A 2,040-nucleotide genomic window follows, 5' to 3' on the forward strand; every position below is an offset into this window, starting at 1 on the left:
CCTCCCAACCCTCCCCCCTGAAGGGGGGAGGGCTTAAGAATACCGGCCTGCCGCCCAACCGCATCGTGTTCAGCGAGAAATTCGCCTGCCCCGTTTCGGGCTTCACCATTGCAGAGATCGAGCCGCGCCTGTTCAGCTTCAACGCGCCACAGGGCGCCTGCCCCGATTGCGATGGGCTGGGCGAACGGCTGGAGTTCGACCCGCAACTGGTGGTGCCTAACGAAGCGCTCAGCCTGAAGCAGGGTGCAGTGGTGCCCTGGGCAAAATCGAACCCGCCTTCGCCTTATTATATGCAGGTGCTGGCGAGCCTGGCGAAAGCCTATGACTTTGATCTGACCACCCCGTGGAACGCGCTGGAGCCGGACCAGCGGATGATCATCCTGCATGGCACCGGCGGGCTGCCCGTCGAGCTGACCTTTCAGGATGGCCGCAAAAGCTACACCGTCAAAAAGCCGTTTGAGGGCGTGATCGGCAACCTCAACCGCCGCATGTTGCAGACCGACAGCGCGTGGATGCGCGAGGAGCTGGGCAAGTTCCAGACCAGCCAGCCCTGCGAGACCTGCCACGGCGCGCGCCTGAAGCCCGAGGCGTTGAGCGTCAAGATCGCGGGCACCAACATCTCCGAACCCACGCGGATGAGCGTGTCGGATGCGCTCACGTGGTTCAGCAGTCTCGACGCGCAGCTCACCCCCACGCAAAGCCAGATCGCCAAGGCGATCCTCAAGGAGATCAACGAGCGGCTGGGCTTCCTCAACAATGTCGGGCTCGATTATCTCAACCTCGATCGCACCAGCGGCACCCTCTCCGGCGGGGAGAGCCAGCGCATCCGCCTCGCCTCGCAAATCGGCTCGGGCCTGTCGGGCGTGCTCTATGTGCTCGACGAACCCAGCATCGGCCTGCACCAGAAGGATAATGACCGGCTGCTCGCCACGCTCCAGCGGCTACGCGATCTGGGCAACACCGTGATCGTCGTCGAGCATGACGAGGATGCCATCCGCACTGCCGACTGGATCGTCGATCTCGGCCCCGGTGCTGGCGTGCATGGCGGCACGGTGATGGCGGAAGGGACGCTGGAGACGATCCTCAAGGCCAAATCGCTCACCGCCGATTATTTGAACGGCACCCGCGAAATCGCCGTCCCGAAGACGCGGCGCAAGGGCAACAAGAAGAAGCTCACCCTCCACGGCGCGCGCGCGAACAATCTGAAAAATGTCACGGCATCCATTCCCTTGGGAACATTCTGCTGCATCACTGGCGTATCGGGTTCGGGCAAGTCGAGCTTCACCATCGACACGCTCTACGCCGCCGCGGCGCGGCAATTGAACGGCGCGCGGGTGATTGCGGGCGCGCATGACAAGATCAGCGGCCTTGAGCATTGCGACAAGGTGATCGACATCGACCAGTCACCCATCGGCCGCACCCCGCGCAGCAACCCCGCCACCTATACCGGCGCCTTCACCAATATCCGCGATTGGTTCGCAGGGCTCCCCGAGTCAGAGGCGCGCGGATACAAGCCCGGACGTTTCAGCTTTAATGTAAAGGGCGGGCGATGTGAGACGTGCAGCGGCGATGGCCTGATCAAGATCGAGATGCACTTCCTGCCCGACGTCTATGTGACGTGCGAGGAATGCCACGGCAAACGCTATAACCGCGAAACGTTGGAGGTGAAGTGGAAGGGGCTGTCGATCGCCGACGTGCTCGACATGACGGTCGAGGATGCGGTGGAGATATTCAAGGCCGTCCCCCCGATCCGCGACAAAATGGCGATGCTGGCAGAGGTCGGCCTCGGCTATGTCAAGGTCGGCCAGCAGGCGACGACGCTATCGGGCGGCGAGGCGCAGCGGGTGAAACTCGCCAAAGAACTCAGCCGCCGCAGCACCGGCCAGACGCTCTATATATTGGACGAGCCCACCACTGGCCTGCATTTCGAGGATGTGCGTAAATTATTGGAGGTGCTCCACCGACTGGTCGAACAGGGCAACAGCGTGGTGGTGATCGAACATAACCTCGACGTCATCAAAACCGCGGACTGGATTATTG

The 2,040-nt window shown here is 62.3% G+C and carries 1 protein-coding gene; it reads left to right on the top strand.

Annotated features, from left to right (window positions below):
• Positions 1 to 2,040, top strand: a 2,040-nt coding sequence (gene uvrA / locus ABL922_RS14690) for an excinuclease ABC subunit UvrA (protein ID WP_349024953.1), incomplete at both ends; no start/stop codon positions are given.

The sequence above is a fragment of the Sphingorhabdus sp. genome, from assembly GCF_040079335.1.
In the GTDB taxonomy this organism is placed as follows: domain Bacteria; phylum Pseudomonadota; class Alphaproteobacteria; order Sphingomonadales; family Sphingomonadaceae; genus Sphingorhabdus_B.